The organism is Streptomyces sp. NBC_01775, from assembly GCF_035917675.1.
GTDB lineage: Bacteria > Actinomycetota > Actinomycetes > Streptomycetales > Streptomycetaceae > Streptomyces.
Genome location: NZ_CP109104.1, coordinates 8,757,510 through 8,781,614, shown reverse-complemented (window position 1 = coordinate 8,781,614; position 24,105 = coordinate 8,757,510). Strand labels below are relative to the sequence as shown.

Here is a 24,105-nt window from a genome sequence, read left to right as displayed (position 1 = left end):
CAGTTTACGGTGATCACCTTGCCGAACTGGTGAGTTATTCGGCCACGGACGCCACGATCTGTTCGAGGTGCTTCGGTCGGCTGGTGCTGGGAATGGGTGCGACGTGGTCGCCGAGTTCGAGCAGCCAACGAAGGGCTGTGCGGATTCCCTGTGTGTGGGCGAGGTGGCCGGCGCCGAGGGGCCGGTACGGCACGTAGGGGATGTCCAAGTTCCGGCAGAGTTCCACTGCTGGGTCCGAGTGGTCGGTGAGGTTGAGGACGTTCTGCACGGCAGCGATGGGCAGGTCCTGTGCCACCGCGAGGATGTCGTCGGGTGTGACCTTGGACAGTCCGATGTGGCCGATCTTGCCTTCGTCCTGGAGGGCTTCCATCACGGCGATCTGGTCGTCGAGAGGGATCTGCGGATCGATGCGGTGGAGGTAGCAGAGTTCGAGTCGGTCCACGGCGAGGCGGCGCAGGCTCGCTTCTACGCTGGCCCGGAGGTAGACGGGGTGCCCGTGCGGTGTCCATTCGTTGGGCGCTGTACGGAGCATGCCGACCTTGGTCGCGATCAGCAGGTCCCTGGGGTAGGGGTGCAGGGCGTCCTTGAGTAGGTGCTCGACGGTGTGGGGCCCGTAGGCATCGGCGGTGTCGATGTGGGTGATGCCGTAGGTATGGACGGCCTGACGGAGCAGGTCGAGGGCCTTGCCTCGGTCGGCCGGGTCGCCCCAGGTGCCAGGGCCGGTGAGGCGCATGGTGCCGAAGCCCAGCCGGGAGACGGTTTTCCCGGCGATGGTGAGGGTGCCCGCAGGCGGTGGGCTGCTCACGGCGTGGCCTCGGTAAGGCAGAGCTGAAGCGCCAGCTCGACGGCGTGTGTCTGGCTGTCGGGGTCGCTCGTCACGCGTTCGTGCGGGATGTCCTGCTCGGCGAGCAGCCTGTGGGTGTGCCGGTCCACCAATGTGCGGTAGCGGCCGTCGTGGTCGTGCTTGCCCGCGACGGAGAGAGCGGGGTCGAGGACCGTCGCCAGGAGGAGGCTGTACTTCGGTGCCTGAGTCGAGGCGAGGAGTGTCAGCCGGTCGTGCTCCGGTTGGTTCGGGCGGTCCCGGCGCCATACCTGGGCTGCGCGGTAGTAGGCAAGGGCATCCCAGGCGGCGCGGTCGGCGAGGACGACCTGGAGGGGTTCAGCGTGCTCGGAGCGCGGGGTGGCTGCGGCTATTTCGTCAGCGATGCCCTGCGCGATGACCCACTCGGTGGAGGCTGCGGTGTGGTGCTGCATCTTGGGCAGACCGAGGCTTGCGGCGCGGCGACCGAGCTTGCCGGTACGGGCCACGGTGATGCCGTGGCCACGAAGTTCCCTCTCAATGCGCTTGAGCAGCGTGGTCTTGCCGGTGGAGTGGGCGCCCATCACGCCGATATGCGTGGGGCTCGGTGCGGTCACCACAGGGTGGGCTCCTGTTCTGGTTCGGGGGCGCCGGGCAGGCCGGGCGGGACGGCGACGGCCACGAGCTGGTCCCAGCTCTCGTACCGGCCGGCCATGGCGATGAGGAGTTGCGCGGTCGCGTACGTGTCGAACGTCGCCCGATGGCGCTGGGCAGGGGCCTGGCTCAGGTCCGGTTCGACGTGCTCGATCAGGGTGTCGAGGTCATATTTGGCCAGGTCGGGATAGGTGGCCTTGGCCAGCCGGAGCGTGTCGATGACCCCGGCCGGCTGCCACTGCGGGAGGTGCGCGGAGAGGACTCGGTGGTCCACGTGTGCGTTGTGCGCGGCGATCCACGCCGTGCCCAGGAACGCGTGGACCGCGCCCTTGATCTCCTCCCAGCCCGGCTTGTCTTCCAGTACCTGGTTGGTCAGGCCGTGCACCCGGGTGGCGAACGGTGTCACGGGACGGTTCGGCTTGGTCAGCCAGGCGCCCGCGGTGCTCTCGTCGGGCTGTCCGTCGCGGACGGGGAGCGCGGCGACCTCGACCAGGTCGGGCGGGTTGGTGCCGTTGCCCTCGACGTCGACGACGAGCAGCGCGGGCCAGGAGGAGAAGTTCATGTGGTCGGGTGTCCGTTCTCCGCCTCCCAGCCGATGTCGGCTCGGCCGTGCTGGCGGTAGTGGTGGGGCTTGGCTCGGTCGTGGCACTGGTAGCCGAAGCCGTGCTGGAGGTAGTAGCGCGGCGGTTCGTCCAGTCCTTCGACGACGATGGCACGGTCATTGACCTCTACCTGGCCGGCCGCGCCGAGTTCGCGCGCCTCCTGCGTGACGGCCTTCAGGTCCGGCTGGACCCAGGCGGCCTGGCACCTCGCGATCTGCTCGACAGGGCAGATGTCGCACAGCTCGCGGATGCCGTAGTGCCCGTTGTAGTCGGCCTCCCCGTGTGCGTAGGCGACACCGCACGAGGTCTTGCGGAACAGGGCTCCCCAGGATGCGTCCTGCTCGAAGGCGTCGAGGATCCGCTGCTCGGCGGCCTCGGGCATGATCTTGCGCCGGGCGGTGTCCTCGTACGGCATGTCCAGACCGTGTGCCTCGTAGTACGCGGCGATCTCGTTCCGGAAGAACAGGCCCGTGAAGACGGTTGCGTGCGCGTGCTGGGAAAGGTCACGAGCTCGCTCGATGTCGGCCTCGGAGTCGTTGAGGCCCGGCACGATCGGCCGCCAGTACAGGACGGTGCGGTAGCGCTCGGCGTGCTCGTGCAGGGTGCGCAGGCTCTGTGCGGCGATGGTGGAGTCCACCGGCTCGATGGCCGGGTCTGCGATGTTGGAGTGGGTGACCAGCACGGTCAGGCGCAGGTGGGCGAAGCTGTTGAGGGTCGCGCAGTCCTCGGGGGCCACCCGCCATCGCGTAATGATCAGGACGTGATTGGTCAGGCCCTGATCGTCCAGCGTGCGCAGTAAGCGGAACAGGTGCGGCTTCACGACGGGGAGCATCGGGTCGGTGGCGCGGTTCAGGAGCTGGAGGGGCGTCTTGTGCGCCCGGAAGTAGGGGTGTCCGGTCAGGCGGGCGGCGGCTTCTTCGTCGCTCATGAGGCGCCGGGGGATCTTCATCTCGAAGTTGTCGAAGAGGTGCCGTACGCAGTACCCGCACTCCAGCGGGCAGCCGACGATCCAGTTCAGCGACAGTCCGGACTTGCGGTACTCGATCACGTCGGCGAGAGCCGGTTTCAGGCCGCCGATCTGTTCGGGGGACAGGATCGGGAGAGCACGGCGGGGTGAGGCTACGGGAGCGTTCATGGAGTCCTCCAGAGGTGGGAGAGGGAGTCACGTACGCCTGGCTGGGTGTGATTTACCTCGGAGCGGCAGGTGCCAGGAGTTCGCGGCGGCCGGCGCCGAACCAGGTACCGAAGTCCCGGCGCGCGGCAGCGGGGTCGTCCGAGGTGTGCACGAGGTTGTGTACGAGGCGCTTCTCTGCAAGGGCGGCTTGGAGACTGTCGTTTCCGAGGTCGCCCCGGATCGTGCCGGGCTCGGCCTGGGTCGGGTCGAAGTGGCCGAGCGTCTGCCGCAGACGGGAGTGGATGCCGGGCTCGCCGCGCGCCAGGGCGACCGTGACGGGCTGGTCGGCGTATATCGCGTCCAGACAGGCGGGAATGTCGCGGCCGGGGAACCAGTCGGCGTCAACGAGCAGATCCCAGTAATGGACGTGGGCCTGCCACGCGCGCGCAACGAGGTCCCGGCGGCTGACGAGGGTGACACCGGCAGCCGTGATGCGTTCGAGGACCGTGTCCACGAGCGTGCGGTCCACCGCGTCCGGCTTGCACAGGACAACCGCCCAGTGGGAGAAGTCGATGCCCTCCACCACGGAGCCGCTCTCCGATGGTCGGTTCACCGCTCGGCTCCCTCGGCCGCGAAGGACGACCAGCGGTGCCCGAGCAGCCAGCGCAGGCCCGGATGCAGCGCGTCCAGTACGTCCCGGCTCACGGTGGCGGTCCGTTCATGCTGGACCTGCCGGTGCACTTCGAACAGCAGCACTGCCTGCTGCCAGTACGCGTGCATGTCCAGCTGTGCGATGTCGTCCGCGCTGTAGCGGACCGTGTCGGTGCGCAGCAGCTCCTCGTGTTCGAGGACGCGCGCGATGACGCCGGGCGTGGTCTCCGCCGGCATCGCGGGGAAGGGGAAGTGCTGGGGGTGGCGGCGCAAGTCCGCCTCGTCCAGGACCTTTTTGACGCGCTCGGAATCCCGGTCGTTGACGTGGGCCGAACCGATGAAGTGGGTGTATGCCCCCAGTTCCAGACCGAGTTGGACCGCTGCGTACTCCTGAATCATCGTGAAGCTGAACACGTCACTGAGCAGTCCGCGGTCCAGATCGTTGGCCCGCATGTTGCACACCATGTGCAGACGTCCACCGCGCGCGAGCAGGTGCAGCCCGGCCAGACAGGCCACGTCAGGGTTGTCACTGACGGCCAGCTCGGCTGCGGAGAAGACCGGGAGGTACCCGCGCTTGCTGTCGGTCTCGGTACGCAGCAGCTCCAGGACCCGGTCGAAGGGTGAGACTGTGTCGCCATCAGCGGGGTTGAAGAGCGTGTGGCCGTAGGAGGAGCCGTGGAGGGAGGCGCCGTCAACGGAGCTGGAGCGCATGGACGGCGCGTAGTGGCCGATCATCTCCAGGTCGCGGCGGCCGGCCAAGTGCCAGAGCGCCTCGGCGAACTGGAAGACCGGGTTGACCTTGCGTGTCACCAAATACGCGAGGCGCTGCCGGGGGTCGGACAGCCGGAAGCCGACGCCGATGACCTCGTGGGCCTCGTTGCCCCGGGCCGCAATGTGCTGCTCGTACTGGTCGGTCGCCTGCGTGAGCAGCGCCAGGTAGGCGCCTTCGACGCTGCGGAAGGAAGACGTCACAGTCAAGATGCGTGTCCTTTCGGTTTCGTCCAGCGGGTAGTCGTGCGGCTCTCCCCCAGGGACTGGGTGGGCCATTTCGGGGGGAGCCGCGGCTCCTCGCCTACCGATGGCGCGAGTGGCGAGAGGCCCCTCTCCTCCTCCGGCGAACCACTCGGGCAGAGGGGCGCTCACCGAGAGGGAGAAGTCATGAGGCGATGGGGGGGGACGGGACCCTCATCGCGCCGGTTGTCGGCTGCGGGCCTGGTAGGACAGGGCGGCGGCACGGGCGAGGTGCCAGCAGTCTTGTTCACGCTCTTGGTTCGGGCCGTGGGCTCGCAGGTGGTGTTCGTACAGCAGCTCGGTGAGCACGAGGTCCGGCTCGACGTCGGGGGCGCGGTCGCATACGGCGCGGTACAGCAAGGTCACGGACTGCCGGTGCGCCTCGGCCGAGCCGTCTGGTGCCCAGTCCTTCGTGCTTCGGATGGTCTCCGCCACGAAGGCGCGGGGAAGGTGGGGCCGGGTCTGTTTCGGGAGGTGTTCGACCAGCCAGTGCGCCGCGTGGTCGGGCCCGCCTAGGAATGCCTGCGCGGTGGTGACCATGTTGGACGCGGCCAGGACGCGTGTGTCGGGATGGTGGTTGTCCCGGAGTTGGTGGGCGAAGACCGCGGAGTCGGCAGCCAGAACGTGCTCGGCTGCCGTGAGCGCGTCCGCCTCGCCCCACCGGCGGTATTCGGGGCGGTAGGCCACATACCTGAGTCCGTCTCCCGCCAGCATCCCGGTGTCGCTCAGGCCACCGGCCCATTCGCCGACGCGATGGGCGGCTTCCCCGAACGCCGCACGGTCAGGGAGGACGAGGGTGAGCAGCAGGTGGTCCCGCCCGCAGCGGTACCACCACCGAGGAGGACCGGGCAGCGCGTCGCTGAGGTCACTCAGCAGGTGTGGGAGGTGACGGGCGACGATCTCCTGCTGACGGCGTGGGCGTCCCGGCCACAGCAGGCACAAGCGGTCCGTTGTGCCGGGAGGCTGCGGGACACGGGGCCGTCGGCGGACGGCGGTGGCCGGGTCGGTGGAAGGCCATTGCCGGGCCTGCGGGCTCGCCTTGAGGAGGGCGACGATCTCGTGCGGTCGTCCCCCGATCCACTCCCGGGCCCGGTCGGCGGGGGCCTCGTCGAAGGTGAGCGGAGCGATACGTGCGCGTTCGACCTGCCTGCGCAGCAGCGCGCGGTGGAGGGGCTCGTCGAGGTCGAGCACCAGGCGCTCGTCGACGTAGGAGACGCGGACCACGGAGGGCAGTCCGAGCCGTTCGCGTAGCTCGGCCAGTGCCTGCTCCCACTCCACCGTCGTCGCGTCGCGGCTGGGCAGATCCTCCTCTTCCAGCCGCCAGCGAGGCCGGGAGAGCAGCACGCGGCCGTAGCGGACGCCGGGCAGGTAGGGCAGGCAGACGGCTGCGCCCCAGTCGAAGGTGGTGTAACCGCGCAGACCGACGGCGCGGGCCCTGCTGATCTCGGTGAGGAAGCGGATGACCGGGAGTGTGTGGACCTCCAGTTGCAGGGGATGGAGCGTGGCGACTTCGACTGGCCGTCCGGTGGAGCGGGAGACCAGGTGGATGCGTTGCGCGTCCGCCATGACGGCGAGGTCGCAGAGCGTGAGGGTTCCTGGCTCGTCCTCGCGGTGTTCGGAGACCGACACGGTCGCCGAGAGCAGTTGAGGTACCCGTGTGATGTGCGCGGCGTCGGGTCGCAGGGAGGTGCTGGACGCCTGAGCGATGAGGGCGTCCGGGTCGGTGGTGGGCAGGCCGCGCAGCGCTTCGACCATCGCGGATGCCCGGCCGTCGCTCTCCAGCAGGCTGGTGAAGCGGCCTCCCGTCATGGTTCCCCAGGCCCGCGAGACGTTGGTCAGCGTGACCGAGTAGACCCCCCGGTCGATGTCGTGTGGAGTGCGGGCGTGGACCTCGAAGGCTGCTTCGATGTGGGCGGGTGCCCGCATGCGCTCGGGATCGCCGCTTGTGAGGGTCCAGAGGAGGTGCTCGTCCAGTTCGATCTCGCGGATGCCGTCCCGGGCGGCGGACTGGGCGAGCGCGACGAGTTTCTTGTCGCGGGGCGTCCACTCCGGGCTCGGGGACGGTTCGGCCCCCAGGTAGCCCTCCGGCAGCCCGAGGCCGATGTCGGGGTCCACAAGTTCGGTCACCGGCACCCATGCCCTGTGCCCGTAGCGTTCCAGGAAGCGCTGGTGGTAGCGGCGCCACGCGGGGGTGCCGTGTGGATGAGGGCTGACGCGGGTCAGCGCGGTGACCGCGGATTCGATCTCGCGGGCGACGGCCCCGGGCAGTTCGACCTTCCCGTCCACGCGCAGATCCAGGGCGAGCGGCGACGGGGTGTCGTGCGCTTCGTTCATCCGCCGCGTCAGCGCGCGGCGCAGATCGGCTGCCCGGGCAGCCGGTGCCTCGTCATGCTGGGAGATCAGGGCGTGGATCTGTCCGAGGCGGCGTACCAGCGGGAGGTCCTCAAGGCCGGCTCGGCGCATCTCGCTGAGCACGTGTCCCAACGGGTCGGGTTCTGTGGCCGCCGGGTACGCGCTTGTCAGCAGCAGTCGCTGCTCGATCATCTCGTGCAGCACCGTCTCCACCTTCTCATTGGCGGCGGCGGGATGTTCGGCCTGGACCTTCGCCGCCAGATCGGCGAACCCGATCGGCTGGCGGGCCAAGTGCAGTGCCGCCGAGGCCAGCGGTGTCGCGTACACGGAGCGCTCGCAGACCGACGTGGTCCGGGCCCGGGTGGGCCGGGGCGTCCAGGGCACGACAAGCCGCTCCCCACGGCGCTCGCAGACGTTGTTGGCCTTGACCTTCAGGCGGCGCCGGACGGCAGGGGACGCCTCCAGGTCGTTGATGACCTCGGCCAGCCATCCGGCGCCGGGCCACGCCTTGGCCCGGTGTGCCGGCCCCCAGCACGCCGTGGTCCCCGCCCCGGCCCCGGTCTCCGTCGCGTCGAGGAAGCGACCTTCGGTGACGCCGGCGAGCAGCCCGAATGGGGTGGGGCGCCCCTTCATGCGCAGCATGTAGCCCGCGAGTGCGAGCACGCTGCGGCGCACCTGCCGCGCCGGAGCGACGACGGAGCCGAGCTGGTCGAGTTGGCGGGCCAGATCCGGACTGGCGTGCTCCACCGCGTCCCGTACCCCGGGAAGCGACCACACCTTCCGCACCCACGCGGTCCCCTGCCGCGGATCGCCGAGGTCCGGCCAGGGCGGCAGCTCCAGCAGGGCGAGGTGGGCCACCCGGATCAGTACCGGCTCGGCGCACTGGTATCCCAGCCGATCGGGGGTGCCGGTGCGGCGCGGAAGCACCCGGTCGTCGAACATCCCGCGCAGCGCGTGCTCCGTCCCCTCCAGCTCACAGCACCGTGCGTCGAGGAAGTACGGGTCACGGGCGGCCGTGCTCGTGTGCTTGGGATCCGTCCACTGCACCATCTCTATTCCTCCGGTGGGGTGCTCTGGAGTTCGGGGTTGGGTTCGGCGTGGTGGGGTGTGATGCGTTTCATCGCTTCGCGTACTTCTCGGTGTCTTTCGGGCCGAGGGTTCGCGGCTTCTGCGTTCTGCTACGCGCTGGTGGCTGCGGGGGGAATGACTCCGCCGAGGCACACCAGGACCCGCTTCAGCAGATCGGTGTCGGTCGGCGGCGCGCTGCGCAGCGCCACATGCGTTGCCCGTTCTCGTTCCTCTTGGACTGACTCCGCCTCCGCGCGGCGGCGCGCCTGGATCGCCAGTGCGGTCTGGGCTGCCTTCACGCGGTGGGCCAGATCCGCCAGACGGTCAGGCCGCATCCGAACCTCCACCCGCGCGGGACGCCCCTCCCGGTCTTCTTCCGCGAATGCCGCGTTGAGTACGAGCCGCACGGGCAAGTCGGGGAAGCGGTCGGCCGCCAGCTCGTCTCCCGTGAGCACAGTCAGGGACACGGAGTCGTTGGCCATCAGCTCCTCCCTTCAACCGCAAGGGAGAACCAGGTGGTGGAGCCGTCCGGGCTGACGCCCCACTGCGTGGCGAGCGCGGCCACCAGGAACATTCCTCTGCCGGCCTCGTCGTGCGCTGCGGCATGGCGCACTTGCGCTTTACCGGGCGAGCCGTCCTCGACGGCGACCAGCAGGCGGCCGGCGGTGACGACGAACCGCACGCCGAGGTCGCTGCTTCCATCGCCGTGTTGCAGGCCGTTGGTGACCAGTTCGCTGATCAGAAGCTGAGCATCATCGATCAGGCTCGGCATGCCCCACAGCCGCAGTTTCTCGGTGCCGATCCGTCGGCAGCGCTCGACCCAACGGGCCTCGTGGTCAGGCACAGCCGCGCTGGGCGCCCTGGGAGTGCGCATGATCCGGAGACCCAGGTCATCGCGGACCCCTTCGACGGGGACAGGCGGACCCACGTCGAGAGGCTCCACCACTGCCGCCGTCACCGCTGGCCCAACGGGATCTCGGGATGCACGAGAGCGATGAACCCGAAGTGATCCGCGAACCACTGAAGCTGCGTCTCGTACTCGTCGCAGCGCAGGGAGATCGCGGAATGAGTCAGTGCGACGACACCGTCGGCGTAGCCGGAGCGCACATGCTGCTGCACACGGATCCAGCCCGGTCGGGCAGTCGGAGAAGAAGGCCCGGCCTGATCTGTGAATACCCGGCCGGTTCGGGCATGCCACCCTTCCTGTGCGGCAAAGACACTTACCGCCTCAAGCGACCGCGCGGGGACCTCCGCATCGCTCATGGCACGCGCATACAGGCAGACCCGCGCCACCCGGCCCTGTCCCCTCAGCGCGGCAATCCTGTGCCCGAGGTTCGCGCGACGTCTCCTCATGGCGGTGAGACTCGGATCGGGATCCGCCCGAACGGAATCGGAGAACAGGCTCCGGCCGAAGCCCCGCTCCCCTTCCAGCCGCCCCGGACCCGGCATGAGCATGTTGGCGTCGGCACGCTGTTGGAAGAGGCGCGCGCTGCCTTGTTGGATGGCGGTGGCAGACGGCTGAGTGCTGTTCACCGGATTCCTCTCGGGGCAGGGGCACTTGGGGGTGTCGTTGACACAGAGCAAACCGTTGAGCACGGTGGGTCGGTATCCCCGAGCGGCTCTCGACGCCGTCAAACCCGTCAAAGATCGTTTTCTGAGCAGGGACGCACCATGGCGCGTGAACGGAACGAGCAATTGGCCGCCGTCATCGCGGAAACCGGCTGGTCACAGCCGAAGCTCGCCGCTGCGGTGGTTCGAGTCGCCACCGAGTCCGGCGCTGCGGAGTTGACCGGCGTTACGCGCTCCCACATCGCCATGTGGATCGCGGGGACGCAACCTTCGGGCAGTGCGCCTCGTATCTTGTGCGAGGCCCTGTCCCGCCGACTCCAACGCCCCATCACTCCCGGCGAGATCGGACTAGGCACGCCGGGCCTACCGGCTGTCTCGGAGTGGCACGTCGATACGCTGACCGCGCTCGTCGACCTCGGGAGTAACAACGTGGAACGTCGTCGGCTGCTGGCCGGGGCTACCTACTCGGTAAGCGGGCTCGCCCTCCCCCACCGGACGTGGTGGGACGAAGCCCCGGATCGCGCCAAGACACGCACCGCGACGACAGGTCGCCGAGTCGGGATGTCGGAGATCAACGCCGTTCGCGAGATGACGGAGTTCTTCTCCCGGCGCGACCAGCGTCAGGGCGGCCTCGATGGCCGAACCGCCCTGCACCAGTACATTCACGACGACATCGCGGCCTACCTGGGCGGAACATTCGCCAGCGACCAGACGCGCAGTCGCTTGTACGCGGCAGCGGCGGAGGCGGTCTACCTCGCAGGCTGGATGTCCTTCGATTCCTCCCAGCACGAGGACGCCCGCCGATACTTCACTCTCGCCGTCAAACTGGCAGCCGAAGCCGACGACGAGCCGTTGGCAGGACACGTTCTCCGCGCCATGGCGCACCAGGCCACCGACCTCGGCTACTCGAAGCGGGGTGTCGATCTCTCCAGCGCCTCGGTCGACCGAGGACGCTACACCCTGGCGGTCCCACGAGAGCGCGCCTTGCTCGGAGTCGTTCGCGCTCGCAGCCTCGCCGCGAACGGCCAGCAGCGCGAGGCCAGAGAAGCCCTTCTTCTCGCCGAGAACGACCTGGCCGCAGCCGAGCCCGGGCACGAGGAGCCCAGCCGGGTCTGGTTCTTCTCAGAGGCATCGCTCGCCCACGAGACCGCTCGCACCCTCTGGGTCCTCGGCGACCTTCGCGGAGCCGAAACCGAGTTCTGGCGCAGCGTCCGCACTCGGAACGCCGGCGCCTTCGGCCGGACACACGCGGTAACGCTCGGATTCCTAGGCGCCCTGGAAGCACAACAGGGCAGCGTCGAAGCCGCGTGTCACGTCTGGAGCCAAGCGCTGGACGCAATGGAGGGAGTCCAGTCCGGCAGGACACGCGAAAGCGCGGTCACCATGCGGCGCATGCTGTCCCCGTACCGGAACCGCGGGATCAGCGCGGCTGCCGAAATCGACGAGCGGGCCCGAGGAGTGCTCGCCCGCGTAGTCTGACTGCATCACACCAGGGAGGCCGCGCGACCTCGCGTTTCACGCGCTCCGCGGCGCTGCGAACGCTCGAGGAGATGCACTTGTCCCAGAACATCGAGGTCCCGGTCATCGCCACCGTAGTCGGGGGCCACACGAACCGCCTCGACGACTTCAAGGGCGGCGTCGAGTCCATCATCAGGCTCGCTCCCGAGTACCCCACGGAGACTCTCCAGGGCATCGAGGAGTTCAGTCACCTCCAAGTCGTGTGGCACTTCAGCGCCGGCTCCCCTGACGACGTCGCGTTGCACGCCCGCTCTCCCCGGGACAATCCGGCATGGCCCGCCACGGGCACCTTCGTCCACCACAACCACCGGCGCCCCGCCCGGCTCGGCATCTCGTTCCCGAGGCTGCTCGGCGTCGAAGGACGCGACCTCCGGGTCACAGACCTCGACGCCGACGACGGCACGCCCATCCTCGACCTCGTTGCCGTCTTCGAGGAAATGCTTCCGCTCGGTCCCGTAACACAGCCGTCCTGGCCAGGCGAGATGCTCCAGGACTACTGGCGTGATGACACAGAGCGTTGAACTGCGAGGTCGGTACGCCAACCTCACGCCGCTGTGGCCGAGTGGTTCGCGACGTACCGGCTGTCGTCGTGACGAGTATGCGTCAGAGCCCAGGACCGACCGTCCGAGCGCTGCCTTCTCAGCGGAGGAGTTCATCAGGGGCGATGTACGGCGGGATCGCTCGAGTTGCGCCCAGCCCAGAAACCCCGCACAGGTCGCCACATGGTGGGCCGGGCCCGGGAAGCGGCGCTCTCCGGCGCCGCAGACGATCCCACCCGGTGCACCGGCCAACCGTCATGGCCGAGAAGAGCGCCGCAGAGGCTGCCGCAGTTGGCGACCGACCCGCCACGAAGGCGGGGAACGCGGAAACCCGAGGACAGCACACATCACAGTGACCGCCAGGCTGCGGGTCTCACAGCGTCTCCGGGCAGAGGGCCGCTCGCCCCGACCCTGGGGAGTTTCTGGGGAGAATGGCCCTCTGCCGGGGAGTCCATGGGGAGTTCCGGCCGCATAGACACGTGCGAGCCTGAAAGCCCCTGTAAGAGACATCGCCCAAGGTCAGGGCTGCGATCTCAGCCAAAATCGCAGCTCAGCGCCCTCCCCCGGGAACCTACATGACGTAAGTACCCAGGTCGTCGGCCTCGACGATCCCGGGGAGCGAGCCACCCTCCCGCAAGGGTGTGACATAGCGGGTGGCTGTGACTTCTGGAAGCATTCCACCAGGCTATACGTCGCCTTGACCTTGAGATCCACGGCAGACTTCTGAGGCCCGATCTCGACGATCCGCCCCGGTCGCTCCTGGGGAGAATCTGGGGAGACATCGAAGCGCTCATCGGTCTCCTCGACCCGGATGTCACGGCGAGCAGCGACGGCGGCGGTCTCGTCAGCGCCGCGCTCCGCCCGGTCGAAGGCGCCGAGCGAATCGCGCGCGGCTTTGCCAATGCCCGTTGGGCAGCCGGCCTGACGATCCTGGAACGTACGGTCAACGGCCAGCCAGGTCTGGTGGCTCAGCAGAACGGCGTCACCGTGACGGTGTACGCGTTCGATATCGCAGGCGACCGGATCAGACACATCTGGGCAGTGCGAAACCCCGAGAAGCTCTGGTCGTGGACGGTGGGCTCCCAGCACTAGGACCTGTTCTGAGTCCGGATCACGGGGGTGGTGGGCAGTCGCCGGCATACCCAACCTCTTGTCAGACACCGCTGTTACGTTGACGCGATCTTGCTTCGCCCCCCGGAGAGGGCGTATGTACGACGAACGGCTCGCCGAGTTCTCCCGCGAGCGGCTGGACGGCCGCCCCATACCCGACGATCTGCGCGTGCTGCTGGTGGCGCAGTGGGAAGGCCGGAACGACTTCAGCGACCTGCTCGACCTTGACTTCCTCGAGGCGGGAGAGGTCCACCCGCTCCTGGACACCAGCTATCGGAGCGAGATGGGACTGGCGAACCCGGAGATACAGGCCGTCAACGCCGGAACCGCGGAGATGGCCAAGTACGTCAAGCTCGTGGCGGAGGGCGGAAAGGGGTGGATCGGCTGCTGGCTGCACCCCGACGAACCCACGGACCCGTCCCTGGCACCTCATAGAGCTGGACACCGAGTGCACCTTCTGGGGCCTGCTCGGCCTCTCCTGGTCCGCCTTCTCTGGGATCACCGCCTTGATCTTCCGTTTCCGTAGATGGGCGCGGTTGGCTCGGGAGGAGTACGCCTTGTCTCCGGCCACGCCACGGCGCCGGGCCGGGTGTGCGGACGTCCGACCGGCCCGCGGACCCGCACCCTGGCCCGCACGGCGGAAAACTGCGGGCTGTCGGCGGCCTGCCCGGGGGTGATCACGAACGGCAGCGGACGGCAGCGCCGGTCGGCCGACAGGTGAACCTTGGTGGTCAGGCCTCCGCGGGAGCGGCCCAGGGCTGCCGCCTTCAATCGCGCCCGGCGCCGGCCGCGCTCCTCGTGCTCCGGATCGGGCTCGGCCTCCTCGGCTGGGGTCACCTCCTCGGCAGCTTCGGCTGCAGCCTGCTCCTTGCGCCGCTTTCACGCCTTTCGCGTGCCCCTTCTTCGGCCTCGGCGGCCTTCTCCAAGGCGGCAAGGACCTCCTCGTCTCCGACCATTCCGGCCGCGTCATGGTGGGCACGGGCGGTGGTGGAGTCCACGCTGACCAGGGACAGGCAGCCTTCCCCGACTGGCTGGACTGGTACAACTACCACCGACCCCACGCCGGAATCAGCGGCCACACCCCAGCAAGCCGCATCACCAACCTCCCCGAACAACACACCTAGGGTGTGTCCGGCGGGGCGCTGAGCACCTGTCCCCCGGTCCAACCGGTGAGGCTCCCGTCGAGGAGGGTGGGGACACCGTTCACCAGCACGGTCGAGCAGCCGGTCGCCAGCGCCCACGGTTTCTCGAAGGTGGAGTTGTCGATGATTGTGCCGGGGTCGAACACCGCGATGTCGGCCACCTTGCCGGCTCGGAGGACTCCTCGGTTGGTCATCTGGATGCGGGATGCCGGCAGAGAAGTCATCTTGCGCACGGCGTCCTCGAGCGAGAGAATCCCACGCTCGCGCACATATCGACCAAGTACTCGCGCGAAGGTGCCGAAACTGCGCGGATGCGGCTGTCCCGCACCCTGTTCCGTCATGGTCCACCCGTCGCTGGCCACGGACACCTGCGGATGACGGAGCACGGTGCTGACGTCCTCCTCGCACATTGCGTGGTTGACGATCAGGACGTTCGCGTCGTGCTTTTCCAGGACCCGTAGCGCCGCCTCGGCCGGGTCGGTCCCTTCCGCTCGGCCGATCTCGGCGGCAGATGCTCCGATGCTGCCGCTGTACGGGCCCTCGGGCAGATCCGCGATGACGAGCCCCTCCGGGGCGATGTCTCGCCCGAACCTGGCTCGCAATTCGGTCGCGATGCGATCCCGGGTGGTGGCGTCGGAGAGCCGCGCCAGCAGAGCGTCTTTGCCGCCGTCGACCGCCCACGCCGACAGCCGGGACACGAGCGAGGTGCTGGACGCCGTGTACGGGTACACGTCGGCGGTGACATCGACGCCGCGCTCGCGCGCCTCGTCGATGAGCGTGAGCGCTCGGACGACCGAACCGTGGTTCTCTGGCCCCATTGCCTTGAGATGCGAGATCTCCAGTCGCGCCCCGGAATACTCGGCCGTCTCGATCGCCTCGCGCACCGCATCGGTCAGCGCCGACGTCTCGTTGCGGATGTGCGTCGAGTAGAGCAGCCCGGCGGAGGCCGACGTGGCGACGAGCGCGCGCACCTCATCGGCACTTGCGAACACCCCCGGGGCGTAGATCAACCCGGTGGAGAAGCCGACCGCTCCTTCGATCGCCGCGTCCTTGATGAGCCCGCACATCTGGTTGAGTTCCGCCTCGGTCGGCTGGCGGTCCTCGTCCCCGAGGACCGCCAGCCGTACGGCGTTGTGCCCGATCTGCAACCCGACGTTCACCGCCGGCATGACGCCGTCGATGGCTTTCCGGAACCCGGTGGCGTCGGTCCAGTCCCAACTGAGCTCCCGATCGTCGAAGTTGCTCGCTCGTCGTATCAGGTCGAGGTCCTCGAACGGGAATGGCGAATGTCCGCAGTTTCCGGTCACCAGTGTGGTCACGCCCTGGTGGACTTGGGTGGCCGCCTGGGGAGTGCTCTCCAGCGTGTAGTCGGCGTGCGAGTGCAGGTCGATGAACCCGGGTGCCACCATCTGCCCGGTGGCGTCGATGCTTCGGGTTCCGGTCAGGGTGTTGCCGCTCAGTTCCCTGATCCGGCCCCTGGCGATGCCGATGTTGAGCCGCCGCATCGGGGCACCGGTACCGTCGACGACGTCCCCGCCATTTATCACGATGTCGAATTCGGACATGCTGCCCTCTAACGGGTTACGAAGAAGAGGATGATCGCGTACATCGTGCACGCCGGCACGAGCACCAGGAGGCCGGTGTAGAAGATGTTCTTCAGGCTTTCCGACCTGGCCAGGCTCATCGCCGAGATCATGTTGGGGTTCGGGAAGGGCCCGTAGGTGTCCGCTTTGGACGCGAACAGCAACACGACGACCCACCCACCGGCGGGGATTCCGACGCTGGCGGCGAGCGCACCGAAGACCTTGTCCAGCAGCACGACCTGCGCCGCGGTGGCACCGGGCACACCGACCCAGCCGAGTACCGCGATGACCAGGGCGAAAGCGAAGGGCGACAGCCCCTGCAGGTCGTGGCCGTAGGTGGCAAGGATGACCTGGAACGGCTTCAGCGCGTCGATGCCGGCGAACAGCATCGCGAGCAGCCAGAACAGCAGAAACACATGGATCAGTCGCGCCGCGCCCGTGTACATGGTGGAAGCGATCTTGGTTGGGCTGAGCCCGCCGGCCAGGCCGGCCACGATCCCCAGCGTCGGCAACGCGAACAGCGGGAACGTGATGCCGGCCTCGGAGATGACCGCGTAGACCAGGCTGCCGATCAACGCGACACCAAAGGCCGCGGTGGCCACGCCGCTACGCGGCCCTCGGCCATCGTCGGTAGCGCCCAATTCCGCCGTGTCGTAGTAGTCGTCGGTGTGCTGCGTGCGCCGCTGCATCCACGGCACGATCACCAGACCCGCCACCAGCGACAATGCGGCCACTGGTCCGCCGCCGTACAACAGGTACTGCAGGTAGCCGACTTCCGCCGCATCCATGATGGCGAGGTTGGACCCGACGAACGGCGCGAGCGCCAGACCCGCACCGCCCCCGATGAACATCATCGACGCAGTCGCGGACCGCGTGAAGCCGAGCCGTGCAACGATCGGCAGCAGCAGCGGTGCAGCGATGGCCAGCGCCCCCGCCAGAGTGCCCAGGCTTGCGACCAGGATGAGGCACGAGACCATCACCCCGAGCGTCGCGGCACCCCGGCCGCGGTTTCGGACAACGCGCATCACGCCCTGCACGATGGTGGCGGCGATCCCGGTAGTGCGCAAGACCTCACCAACCCCGGCTCCGAGCATGATCACCAAGCCGATCACGGTGATGTCGTCACCGAGCGAGTCACCGAGCAGCGAGCCCGCCTCTGCCGGGCTGGGCAGCATGAGCAGCAGCGCCGAGATCACCGCGACGACGGTGGCCACCACGATGTCCATGCCGAGCAGCGCGAGTGCGCAGAAGAGGACGATCGGCACCAGTCCCCATAGCGTCGGTGCCTGCGCAAATGGGGCGGCGACCGCAGACAGGAGCAAACCTGCGATGGCCACGACGGTGATGACCGTGCGGAGTCCGGGCCGCCCGCTCGGCGCGTCGCTCACCGACGGGCTTCTCCCGCTCGTGGTGTTCACCTCGCTCATGATGATGTCCTCCTGTTCGGATTGCTGGGCTGGCAAGCGTCGTTTGAGTGAAGGCGGAACCCGGGGCTGTGCTGAGTGAGGATCAGTGCGAGGCCGGTACGGGAAGGGCAGGCGCAGGCTGTCCGAGCAGCGCGTCTGCGTTGGCCAGGCCGCTCTCTGCGACAACCTCGTCCAAGGACTGCGCGTGACGTACTGGCACGAAGTGCACCGTGTCGTCATCGGCGATGGTGAAGCCGTGCACGGCGGGCCGCGGCAGGCTGTTGTACGCCCAAGGGGTGGAGAAGTAGTACGCGCCCGTGTCGTGAAGCACCACGAGGTCATCCGGGCGCAGTTCGGGTAGTTCGCGGGCGTGGGCAACGACGTCGCCCGCGAAGCAGCACGGCCCCGCGATGTCCTGCACGAGCGCCGGGCCTTCCTTGGGGCGACCGTCGGCGTCGAACGCGCTCACCCGCAGCGGCCAGGCGTCCGGCATGAAGACGGTGCGGGTGGCGATCTGCGCACCGGCGTGAGTGATGGCTATACGGCGGCCTCCCGCGTCCTTGACGTATTCCACCCGTGCGGCGATGAATCCGTTCTTGGCGAGCAGGGACCGGCCGAACTCGGTAACCAGCGCATACCGGCCGTCGAACAGGTCGGGCACGGCGGCGCGCAGCGCCCCGACGTAGTCGGCGTAGGTGGGGCGGACGGTGTCGTCGTCGAAGTTGACCGGCAGTCCGCCGCCGATGTCGAGGCTCGTCACCTGCCGCCGGCCGACGGCAGCGTTGATTTCCTCGGCGAGTTCGTACGTCTCCTTGATGCCCGTTGCGATGAGGTCCAGCGGGCACCCCTGGGAGCCGACATGGGCGTGCAGCCGGGTCAGCCAAGGACGCTCGGCGAAGGCCCGTACCACGCTCTCGTGAGCGCCGGGGTCGCGCAGTGCGACCCCGAACTTGGAGGTGGTGGTGGCGGTGCTCATCGCGCCGATGGAGCCGGTACCCACCTGCGGATTGACGCGCAGGCCGACGACGGATGCCGAGTCGGCGGGGCGCAGGGCATCGATGCGCCGCAGTTCATCGAGGTTGTCCGCGTTGAGTGCTACGCCGAGGGCGAGCGCCTGACGGATCTCTTCACGGGTCTTGGCAGGCGAGTCCAGGACGATCGTGGACGGCGTGAATCCGGCGGCGAGCGCGAGGCGCAGTTCGCCGGGGCTGGCGACCTCGCAGCCCATGCCGCAATCGGCCAGGAGCCGCAGGACGGGGACGAGGGAGGCGGCTTTGGCGGCGAAGGTGTGCAGTACTGGGGCGTCACCGAAGGCTTGGTGCAGGTCGTGCACGGACGCCCGGACGCCGTCGGCGTCGACGAAGCCGGTCACCAGGTGGGCGGAGCTGACCAGCTTGGACCGGACCGCCGCGCGGACGACCCGATCACGCCGGCCGGGAGCGCCGGCCCGGTGCTGGCCGTGCGGGTGCCCGCTGCTGAGGCCTCCGTCTTCTCTGCTCTCGTCTCGGTTCTTGTTTTCGTCGATGTCCGCGTGCATGGCGATCCGCGACCTCCTTCGAAGCTCTTACGGCAACCAGAGTGGGCGAGCTCCGCGAAGATGCCGCCGATACGCAGTAATCCGTCACATCCACCGACAGACGGGGGTGTCGGTGGAGGGAATGCCGTGATAGAGAGAAGCATGTTGCAGGATCACGTCGACGAAAAGGACCTGGCGCTGATCAATGCGCTCCAGGTCACCCCGCGGGCCTCGTGGGCCCAGTTGGGGCGGGCGCTCGAACTCGACCCGGTGACCGTCGCGCGCCGCTGGGAGCGGCTGACAGGGACCGGACTGGCTTGGGTGACGTGCGTAGTCGGCCCAGCGCTGCACAGCGAGTTCTGCATGGCCTATGTCGAGATCGAGTGCGCTCCGGGGCGGCTGGACCACATCGCGGCGGCGCTGAGCCCAGAGCCTCAAGTCCGCTACGTCCACCACATCACCGGGCCGTACGGGTTGCTGGTCGTGATTGCGCTGCGGACACCAGCGGAGGTATCCGCGTATCTGCGCCGTAGCATCGGCCCGATACCCGGTGTCCAGGCGTACCGCGCGGAGATGCGGACCGCGGGCTACAGCGAGGCAAGCCGATGGCGGCTGCGCAGCCTGGAGCGATCGCAGCAACATGCGCTGGAGTCGGCCGACGCCCAGCCCGTGACCGCGGGCGCCGTGCGGGTGGACGGGGTCGACCGGGAGCTGTACCGGCTGCTGCACGAGGACGGCCGCATGCCCTTCACCCTGCTGGCCGACCGCGCCGGGATCAGCGAGCCCACCGCGCGCCGCCGAGTCAAGCACCTGCTCGCGAACCGGCTGCTGCGGCTGCGCTGCGAGGTGGCGCAGTCCATCACGGGGTGGCCGGACACCGCGGTGCTCTGGGCAAGCGTGCCGCCGCAGCATCTGGAGCCCACGGCGCGTTCGCTTGCCGCGCTGCCGGATGTGCGGCTGTGCTGCGCTCTGGCGGGGCAGCGGAATCTGCTGCTGATGGTCTGGCTACGGTCGCTCGGAGATCTGCCTCGGCTGGAGGCGGTTATCAGCGAGCGCTCCCCTCATCTCACCGTCGTGGACCGGGCCGCTTGCCTGCACACCGTCAAGCAGATGGGGCGGCTGCTGGACGGCGAGGGGCGAAGTGTTGGGCATGTGGCACCCAACACCGAGGTGCTGGCCGCGTCCTGACATGTGAGCAGCGGGCGCATGCGAAGGCGGTTGATCACGCCGAGAGCTACTCGCGCATCGGTCCCGAGGCCGGACTTGCGCCGACAGTGCACACAAGCACGCGCGTGATCGATACAGCTAGTGTCTTGCGCCGGAAATCCTGGCGATAAGTTGCTAGTGCCCCTCCCGGCAAGCTTTGCCCTGTCGCGTCGTCCGGCACGCCTTCCCCCAAGCTCTCCGAGCAGGGGGTGCCCCCAGCGGCGTTGGCCCAAAGCCCTGGTAGCTCCTTCCCCAAGCTCTCAGCTTCTCCCCCGGCCTTCGGCCGGGAGGTGCCCCCAGAGCAGGGCAGACCCCGATCGAGGACTTCCGGCCGCCTCGCGATCGCACGCTCCCCCACGACGACGCTCCTTCCGGGCAAACATTGCCGGTCACGGCACTAGACGTGGAAGGCGGTAGTTGTTTCGAGGGCGGCCCGCTCGGTCGTGACTCGGTTCACCGGCGCGCTCTCGTCGGCGTAGCCGAAAGAGATACCCACGAGCAACTTTCCTTCGGTGGCACCGAGTTCGGTCCGGATGGTTTCGGAGTAGAAGCTGAGCAGTCCCTGCGGGCAACTGTCCACGCCGTATGCGGCCATGGCCAGGAGCAGCGTCTGCATGTAAACGCCGGCGTCGGCAGCCAGTCGCGCCCCGCCGTCGCCGGTCACGAACAGGAACGCGGCATGTGGTGCCCCGTAGAAGCGCAGGCTCTCCGCATCGTAGGCCGCGCGTGCCGCGTGGTCGTCAGGGCCGATGCCCAGCACTCCGTACAGACCGGCGCCGAACGCCGCCCGCCGCTCCTGGTGGACGGGGGCGTACATGCCCTCGGAGTACGGGAAATCGGCCGAGGTGCGCTGTTCGGCGTGGGCCGCCCGCAAGGCGTCCGCCAGGCGTTCGCGCCTTGCACCGCTGACCACCTCGACCCGCCACGGTTGCGCGTTGGAGTTGGACGGCGCGGTGCCGGCAAGAGAGAAGATCGCGCGCATCGTGTCCTCGGGCACGGCCTCGGGGCGGAACGCGCGTGTCGCGTGGCGACCGCGTATCAGCTTCTCCGCGTAGTCGCTCAGCTCGGTGGAAACCAGCCCGCTCATGGAACTCTCCTCAAGGACGCTCAAGTAAACGAATGCGTTTACCTGCGGAGCGACCTTAGCAAGCCACCCCCTCCGAAGTAAACGAGAACGTATACTTCCCTCATGAGTACGGTGACGACGGCTTCTCGACGGCAGGGACGCGGGGGGCGCGAACGCATCCTGGCCGCCGCCGCCCAGCTGTTCGCGACCCAAGGGATCAACGCGACCGGCATGGAACAGGTCGCAGAGCAGGCACCGGTGTCCAAGCGCACCCTCTACGCGCACTTTCGGACCAAGAACGACCTGGTCATCGCCCATCTTCAAGACCTCGCCTCGACGGGTCACACCCTGGAGAGCGCGCTGACTCGCGAGGACATCCCGGCGAGAGAACGGATCCTCGCGCTGTTCGTCCCGCCCGCGGCGGACGCGGCTCCCGTACGCGGATGCCCGTTCATCGACGCCGCCGCAGAGTTCCCCGACCCGCAGAGCGCGGTCCACTCCTACGCCCGCGAACAGAAGCTGCTGATGGTGCGGCTGGTAACTGCACTGGTAACGGAACTGGGCTGCCGAGAGCCCGCCGCACTCGCCGAACAACTCGTCACTCTCGCGGACGGGGCCGCCAGCCGCGCCATGGTGCTGAGCGACGCGGACTACGGACGGCACGCGCGGGCAGCAGCAGAGGTCCTCCTGGAAAACGCTCTGCCAGGCGAATGATCCGAACGCCTCCGTCGTCCACTGCCTCTGCCCGGAACACCCCCAAGCCACCCCCTGATCCACCCTCCCTCCCCCACTCCGCACCCCGCGTTGCACCGCTCGGTACCCATCCGGCGGAGGCAGAAACCGCAGCCAGAGGGTCTACCGGGCAACGGTGAATACGGCAAGGCGCGAATGCTGCCCGCGCTATTTCCCGAGGACGTGTGCGTGCGCCTCGTCGAGCAGCTCGCGCAGCACGGAGGAGGTCGGTGCCACGGCTGTGGCGAGGAGGGCCGCACCGCCGGCCAGCGGTGTGAGGACAGCGCACCCGTTCTTGGCGCCCTCCCGGAGCAGGACAGGGTCGTGCTGGGTGTCCGTCTCCGGGCCGACGAGCAGAAGTTGGCCGACGGCGCGGTGTCCGTTCAGGACGGCCGGGCCGTCCCAGCCGGGCTCCGGGCTCCCGTATGCCGTGTGCTGGTCGAGCAGTGTGTGTCCGGCGCGGCGGACCAGGATTCGGCTGACGAGGTGGCCGGGCTCCTCGTCGGCGCGGCCCAGGAGTTGCTCTTCGCGTAGCACCAGCCGTGCGGTGGCGGCGAGTTCGACGGCGTAGGTCTGGCGCAGGTTGCTGCCTGCGGCGCTGATCAGCGGCTGCGGCAGCCAGCGCAGGCGGGCGTGTTCCCCGACGGTGAGTCGCACGTCGTAGGTGGCCGCCGCGGCGGTGGGGCCGCGCAGAGCGAGTGTGGCAGCCGCCGTGGTCACCTCCAGCTCTGCGCGATCCTCGGCGGTGACGTCGAGGGTGAGCCGGTCGCCGCCCAGTGGGGCGCTCATCGCGCCGATGATCCCTACCGCGGCTGCATTCCCGTCGGTGCGCATGCGCCGGAGGTGGAAGGGGCCGTCGCTGCGCAGTTGCGGGAGTGTGGTGACGCGTCCGTTGTGTGCGGCGCGGATGCGGGCGGTGGCCCACACCCCGTCCGGGTGTCCGGCCGCGTTCCGGGGGTCGGCAGCGCACAGGTCCGGCTCGTTGGGGTGCTGGTGCTTGGCGAGTGGGGCGGTGAGGGTCATACGGTCGCCTCGGCGCGCCACTCGGTGAGATGGGCGGTGACCCAGTCGGCGACCTCGCGGATGCCGTCGTCGCCGGTGAGGCTGGTGAAGAGGACGGGGAGGTCGCCGCGCTGCTTCTGGGCGTCGGCGGCCATGGTGTCCAGGTCGGCGCCGACGTGCGGGGCGAGGTCGGTCTTGTTGACGATGAGGAGGTCGGCGGTGGTGATGCCGGGGCCGCCCTTGCGGGGGATGTCGTCGCCGCTGGAGACGTCGATGATGAAGATCTGGGCGTCGACGAGACCCTTGGAGAAGGTGGCGGTGAGGTTGTCGCCACCGGACTCGACGAGTACCAGGTCGAGGGGGTGCAGGGTCTCCTCCAGGTGCTCGACGGCTTCCAGGTTGGCGGAGATGTCGTCGCGGATAGCGGTGTGCGGGCAGGCGCCGGTCTCGACGGCTGTGATCCGCTCGGGCGGCAGCACGGCCTCGCGACGCAGGTACTCGGCGTCCTCGCGGGTGTAGATGTCGTTGGTGACGACGGCCAGGGAGTAGCGGTCGCGCAAGGTGCGGCAAAGCGCGGCGACGCTGGCGGTCTTGCCGGAGCCCACGGGCCCGCCCAGGCCGATGCGAAGGGCGCGGCGGCGACCGTCGGGCCGGGTCGCTGAGACGCTGGGAAGGTGCTGGTGGGGCAGCGAGTGGTCGAGGTGCATGGCAACTCCGTTGGGGAATCGAGCGGTTGGGATCGGCGTTAGGGTTCGGGCGTTCGGGTTCGGGCGTTCGGGCAGGGTGATCAGGAGGCGAAGAGCCGGACGGTCCAGGCGGCGTGCTGCTCTCCGGTGATGTCCAGCAGGGGCGAGGACGCCGAGGGCAGGGCGTCGATGCCCTCGGTCTCCACGCGGGCCGCGGCCTCGGCGGCTGCCGTTGCGACGTCGTCGGTCTCGGCGCCGAGACGTGCCAGCAGGCGCGAGGCATCGAGGGGGTCGAGGCTCAGCAGGCGCACTGCGGCCGTGGCCGGGCCACCGGCACTCTCGTAGGCGGCGGCACGGGCGGCATCCACCGGTGCGAGCCCGGCGGCGCGGACGGTCAGGCCCAGGACGACGGGCTGGTGGGCGCCCTGGGTGCGTTCGGCGGCCAGACGTTCGAGCTCGGCAGAGGGGAAGGTGGCCCGTGCCGCGCGCATCAGCTGCCGGCCGAGCCTGCGGGAGACGGCGCGCAGCGCGGGGACGGGCGTACGGGCGTCGGCGGCGTCGTCCAGCAGCAGCGGGTCATGTCCGCCGGTGGCCGCGGCGGCCAGGCCGGCCGCCGTCAGGCCGGTGGTGTGCAGGCGCCCGCGGCAGAACGCCTCCAGGCTGTCGGTGTCGTGTACGGCTCCGTGGGCGACCGCGGCCTCGACGCCGCCGGAATGGGCGTGCCCGCCGGCGGGGAAGCGGCCGTCGGCCAGCAGGAGCAGTGCGGCACGGCTCATGGG

The 24,105-nt window shown here is 69.0% G+C and carries 22 protein-coding genes and 3 pseudogenes; 6 read left to right on the top strand and 19 right to left on the bottom strand.

The window, feature by feature from the left end; all coding sequences use genetic code 11:
- Positions 1-34: 34 nt before the first annotated feature.
- The 10 genes from OHB04_RS38775 to OHB04_RS38730 form a co-directional block, all read right to left on the bottom strand.
- Complete coding sequence (locus OHB04_RS38775; RefSeq protein ID WP_326692305.1) at positions 35-805, bottom strand: aldo/keto reductase; 771 nt, start codon at positions 803-805, stop codon at positions 35-37.
- A complete protein-coding gene (locus OHB04_RS38770; protein WP_326692304.1) occupies positions 802-1,416 on the bottom strand; it encodes an AAA family ATPase in 615 nt (204 codons plus the stop codon). Before OHB04_RS38770 ends, OHB04_RS38775 begins: the two co-directional genes overlap by 4 nt.
- Positions 1,413-2,015, bottom strand: a complete 603-nt coding sequence (locus tag OHB04_RS38765; protein ID WP_326692303.1) for a 3'-5' exonuclease — start codon at positions 2,013-2,015, stop codon at positions 1,413-1,415. Before OHB04_RS38765 ends, OHB04_RS38770 begins: the two co-directional genes overlap by 4 nt.
- The gene (locus OHB04_RS38760) at positions 2,012-3,190 is read right to left on the bottom strand and encodes a radical SAM protein (protein WP_326692302.1); all 1,179 of its coding nucleotides are present in this window, start codon (positions 3,188-3,190) and stop codon (positions 2,012-2,014) included. The genes OHB04_RS38765 and OHB04_RS38760 overlap by 4 nt, the downstream gene beginning before the upstream one ends.
- 52 nt (positions 3,191-3,242) lie before the next feature.
- Positions 3,243-3,782: a nucleoside-diphosphate kinase gene (locus tag OHB04_RS38755; RefSeq protein WP_326692301.1), complete on the bottom strand. Its 540-nt coding sequence runs from the start codon at positions 3,780-3,782 to the stop codon at positions 3,243-3,245.
- The gene (locus tag OHB04_RS38750; RefSeq protein ID WP_326693110.1) at positions 3,779-4,792 is read right to left on the bottom strand and encodes a thymidylate synthase; all 1,014 of its coding nucleotides are present in this window, start codon (positions 4,790-4,792) and stop codon (positions 3,779-3,781) included. Before OHB04_RS38750 ends, OHB04_RS38755 begins: the two co-directional genes overlap by 4 nt.
- A gap of 213 nt (positions 4,793-5,005) precedes the next feature.
- Positions 5,006-8,233, bottom strand: coding sequence for a lantibiotic dehydratase (locus tag OHB04_RS38745; RefSeq protein ID WP_326692300.1), 3,228 nt, complete (start codon positions 8,231-8,233; stop codon positions 5,006-5,008).
- Positions 8,234-8,361: 128 nt separating this feature from the next.
- Positions 8,362-8,733, bottom strand: coding sequence for a hypothetical protein (locus OHB04_RS38740; RefSeq protein ID WP_326692299.1), 372 nt, complete (start codon positions 8,731-8,733; stop codon positions 8,362-8,364).
- The gene (locus OHB04_RS38735) at positions 8,733-9,095 is read right to left on the bottom strand and encodes an ATP-binding protein (RefSeq protein ID WP_326692298.1); all 363 of its coding nucleotides are present in this window, start codon (positions 9,093-9,095) and stop codon (positions 8,733-8,735) included. The genes OHB04_RS38740 and OHB04_RS38735 overlap by 1 nt, the downstream gene beginning before the upstream one ends.
- 110 nt (positions 9,096-9,205) lie before the next feature.
- Positions 9,206-9,784 carry a hypothetical protein gene (locus OHB04_RS38730; RefSeq protein ID WP_326692297.1) on the bottom strand — a complete coding sequence of 193 codons (579 nt, stop codon included), beginning with the start codon at positions 9,782-9,784 and terminating at the stop codon, positions 9,206-9,208.
- Positions 9,785-9,922: 138 nt separating this feature from the next.
- On the opposite strand from OHB04_RS38730, the gene OHB04_RS38725 reads away from it, so the two are divergent.
- Positions 9,923-11,299, top strand: a complete 1,377-nt coding sequence (locus tag OHB04_RS38725) for a Tat pathway signal protein (RefSeq protein ID WP_326692296.1) — start codon at positions 9,923-9,925, stop codon at positions 11,297-11,299.
- 71 nt (positions 11,300-11,370) lie between these two features.
- Positions 11,371-11,859 (top strand): TrmO family methyltransferase domain-containing protein, encoded by a 489-nt coding sequence (locus OHB04_RS38720; protein ID WP_326692295.1) that lies wholly within the window; start codon positions 11,371-11,373, stop codon positions 11,857-11,859.
- 592 nt (positions 11,860-12,451) lie between these two features.
- Here OHB04_RS38720 and OHB04_RS42060 read toward each other — a convergent pair.
- A pseudogene (locus OHB04_RS42060) lies at positions 12,452-12,553 on the bottom strand (HipA family kinase); the annotation flags it as partial.
- Between the two features lie 101 nt (positions 12,554-12,654).
- Between OHB04_RS42060 and OHB04_RS38715 the strand changes: the two are divergent.
- A pseudogene (locus OHB04_RS38715) lies at positions 12,655-12,969 on the top strand (RNA polymerase subunit sigma-24); the annotation flags it as partial.
- Positions 12,970-13,084: 115 nt separating this feature from the next.
- Positions 13,085-13,513: a hypothetical protein gene (locus OHB04_RS38710; RefSeq protein ID WP_326692294.1), complete on the top strand. Its 429-nt coding sequence runs from the start codon at positions 13,085-13,087 to the stop codon at positions 13,511-13,513.
- On the opposite strand, the pseudogene OHB04_RS42055 reads toward OHB04_RS38710, so the two are convergent.
- The 4 genes and pseudogenes from OHB04_RS42055 to OHB04_RS38685 all read right to left on the bottom strand — a co-directional run.
- A pseudogene (locus tag OHB04_RS42055) lies at positions 13,466-13,779 on the bottom strand (transposase); the annotation flags it as partial. The gene OHB04_RS38710 and the pseudogene OHB04_RS42055 sit on opposite strands and share 48 nt — an antisense overlap.
- A 328-nt stretch (positions 13,780-14,107) precedes the next feature.
- Positions 14,108-15,694: an N-acyl-D-amino-acid deacylase family protein gene (locus tag OHB04_RS38695; RefSeq protein WP_326809293.1), complete on the bottom strand. Its 1,587-nt coding sequence runs from the start codon at positions 15,692-15,694 to the stop codon at positions 14,108-14,110.
- Positions 15,695-15,702: 8 nt separating this feature from the next.
- Positions 15,703-17,139, bottom strand: coding sequence for a Na+/H+ antiporter NhaC family protein (locus OHB04_RS38690; protein ID WP_326809292.1), 1,437 nt, complete (start codon positions 17,137-17,139; stop codon positions 15,703-15,705).
- 82 nt (positions 17,140-17,221) lie between these two features.
- Complete coding sequence (locus OHB04_RS38685) at positions 17,222-18,655, bottom strand: diaminopimelate decarboxylase (RefSeq protein WP_326692291.1); 1,434 nt, start codon at positions 18,653-18,655, stop codon at positions 17,222-17,224.
- Between the two features lie 141 nt (positions 18,656-18,796).
- Here OHB04_RS38685 and OHB04_RS38680 point away from each other — a divergent pair, with 141 nt between their 5' ends.
- Positions 18,797-19,822, top strand: coding sequence for an Lrp/AsnC family transcriptional regulator (locus tag OHB04_RS38680; RefSeq protein WP_326809291.1), 1,026 nt, complete (start codon positions 18,797-18,799; stop codon positions 19,820-19,822).
- A gap of 415 nt (positions 19,823-20,237) precedes the next feature.
- On the opposite strand, the gene OHB04_RS38675 is transcribed toward OHB04_RS38680, so the two are convergent.
- The gene (locus tag OHB04_RS38675) at positions 20,238-20,927 is read right to left on the bottom strand and encodes a nitroreductase (RefSeq protein ID WP_326809290.1); all 690 of its coding nucleotides are present in this window, start codon (positions 20,925-20,927) and stop codon (positions 20,238-20,240) included.
- 102 nt (positions 20,928-21,029) lie between these two features.
- On the opposite strand from OHB04_RS38675, the gene OHB04_RS38670 reads away from it, so the two are divergent.
- The gene (locus OHB04_RS38670) at positions 21,030-21,620 is read left to right on the top strand and encodes a TetR/AcrR family transcriptional regulator (RefSeq protein WP_326692288.1); all 591 of its coding nucleotides are present in this window, start codon (positions 21,030-21,032) and stop codon (positions 21,618-21,620) included.
- Positions 21,621-21,806: 186 nt separating this feature from the next.
- Here OHB04_RS38670 and OHB04_RS38665 read toward each other — a convergent pair whose 3' ends face one another.
- From OHB04_RS38665 to OHB04_RS38655, 3 genes are all read right to left on the bottom strand, one after another.
- Positions 21,807-22,661 (bottom strand): urease accessory protein UreD, encoded by an 855-nt coding sequence (locus tag OHB04_RS38665; protein WP_326809289.1) that lies wholly within the window; start codon positions 22,659-22,661, stop codon positions 21,807-21,809.
- A complete protein-coding gene (ureG, locus tag OHB04_RS38660; RefSeq protein ID WP_326692286.1) occupies positions 22,658-23,347 on the bottom strand; it encodes an urease accessory protein UreG in 690 nt (229 codons plus the stop codon). Before ureG ends, OHB04_RS38665 begins: the two co-directional genes overlap by 4 nt.
- An 80-nt stretch (positions 23,348-23,427) precedes the next feature.
- Positions 23,428-24,102, bottom strand: coding sequence for an urease accessory protein UreF (locus OHB04_RS38655; RefSeq protein WP_326692285.1), 675 nt, complete (start codon positions 24,100-24,102; stop codon positions 23,428-23,430).
- Positions 24,103-24,105 lie beyond the last annotated feature (3 nt).

Bases quoted from the DNA above. Each gene is read 5' to 3' on its own strand.
- OHB04_RS38720 (WP_326692295.1), top strand. From the start codon at position 11,371: ATGCACTTGTCCCAGAACATCGAGGTCCCGGTCATCGCCACCGTAGTC.
- ureG (WP_326692286.1), bottom strand. From the start codon at position 23,347: ATGCACCTCGACCACTCGCTGCCCCACCAGCACCTTCCCAGCGTCTCA.
- OHB04_RS38665 (WP_326809289.1), bottom strand. From the start codon at position 22,661: ATGACCCTCACCGCCCCACTCGCCAAGCACCAGCACCCCAACGAGCCG.
- OHB04_RS38745 (WP_326692300.1), bottom strand. From the start codon at position 8,233: ATGGTGCAGTGGACGGATCCCAAGCACACGAGCACGGCCGCCCGTGAC.
- OHB04_RS38740 (WP_326692299.1), bottom strand. From the start codon at position 8,733: ATGGCCAACGACTCCGTGTCCCTGACTGTGCTCACGGGAGACGAGCTG.
- OHB04_RS38725 (WP_326692296.1), top strand. From the start codon at position 9,923: ATGGCGCGTGAACGGAACGAGCAATTGGCCGCCGTCATCGCGGAAACC.
- OHB04_RS38655 (WP_326692285.1), bottom strand. From the start codon at position 24,102: ATGAGCCGTGCCGCACTGCTCCTGCTGGCCGACGGCCGCTTCCCCGCC.
- OHB04_RS38695 (WP_326809293.1), bottom strand. From the start codon at position 15,694: ATGTCCGAATTCGACATCGTGATAAATGGCGGGGACGTCGTCGACGGT.
- OHB04_RS38710 (WP_326692294.1), top strand. From the start codon at position 13,085: ATGTACGACGAACGGCTCGCCGAGTTCTCCCGCGAGCGGCTGGACGGC.
- OHB04_RS38765 (WP_326692303.1), bottom strand. From the start codon at position 2,015: ATGAACTTCTCCTCCTGGCCCGCGCTGCTCGTCGTCGACGTCGAGGGC.
- OHB04_RS38685 (WP_326692291.1), bottom strand. From the start codon at position 18,655: ATGCACGCGGACATCGACGAAAACAAGAACCGAGACGAGAGCAGAGAA.
- OHB04_RS38680 (WP_326809291.1), top strand. From the start codon at position 18,797: ATGTTGCAGGATCACGTCGACGAAAAGGACCTGGCGCTGATCAATGCG.
- OHB04_RS38690 (WP_326809292.1), bottom strand. From the start codon at position 17,139: ATGAGCGAGGTGAACACCACGAGCGGGAGAAGCCCGTCGGTGAGCGAC.
- OHB04_RS38760 (WP_326692302.1), bottom strand. From the start codon at position 3,190: ATGAACGCTCCCGTAGCCTCACCCCGCCGTGCTCTCCCGATCCTGTCC.
- OHB04_RS38675 (WP_326809290.1), bottom strand. From the start codon at position 20,927: ATGAGCGGGCTGGTTTCCACCGAGCTGAGCGACTACGCGGAGAAGCTG.
- OHB04_RS38670 (WP_326692288.1), top strand. From the start codon at position 21,030: ATGAGTACGGTGACGACGGCTTCTCGACGGCAGGGACGCGGGGGGCGC.